The following is a 420-nucleotide window of genomic DNA, read 5'->3' as shown; positions in this document are numbered from 1 at the left end:
CTAATAATTGAATCCGATAACAACCTGAGTGTACAAAATTTTTTGTGTTTTGACTACCTTTTTATTTTGTATACTCATTTTTTAATTCTTTTCATAAAAAAACAGCCTAACAACAGGCTGCTTTTACCATAAAATCGGGAAAACAGGATTCGAACCTGCGACCCCTACGTCCCGAACGTAGTGCTCTACCAAGCTGAGCTACTTCCCGAAAAATCATTTTTAAATACAAAAACAAGCGGAAGACGGGATTCGAACCCGCGACCCCCACCATGGCAAGGTGATGTTCTACCACTGAACTACTTCCGCAAGAAAAATATTTGAATCGGGAAAACAGGATTCGAACCTGCGACCCCCTGGTCCCAAACCAGGTGCTCTACCAAGCTGAGCTATTTCCCGAAACTTTTTTAAATTGAACATCGC

Annotated in this window: 3 tRNA genes; all 3 read right to left on the bottom strand. The window is 41.2% G+C overall.

The features are described 5' to 3' along the window. Positions 1–134: 134 nt before the first annotated feature. A tRNA-Pro gene (locus tag FFM78_RS13720) sits at positions 135–208 on the bottom strand. A gap of 26 nt (positions 209–234) precedes the next feature. Further along, positions 235–306, bottom strand: a tRNA-Gly gene (locus tag FFM78_RS13715). A gap of 16 nt (positions 307–322) precedes the next feature. After that, positions 323–396, bottom strand: a tRNA-Pro gene (locus FFM78_RS13710). Positions 397–420 lie beyond the last annotated feature (24 nt).

It is taken from the genome of Loigolactobacillus binensis, from assembly GCF_005405165.1.
GTDB classification, from domain to species: Bacteria; Bacillota; Bacilli; order Lactobacillales; family Lactobacillaceae; genus Loigolactobacillus; species Loigolactobacillus binensis.
Note: the sequence above shows the minus strand (reverse complement) of the source record. Positions and strands in the feature narration are given on the sequence as shown.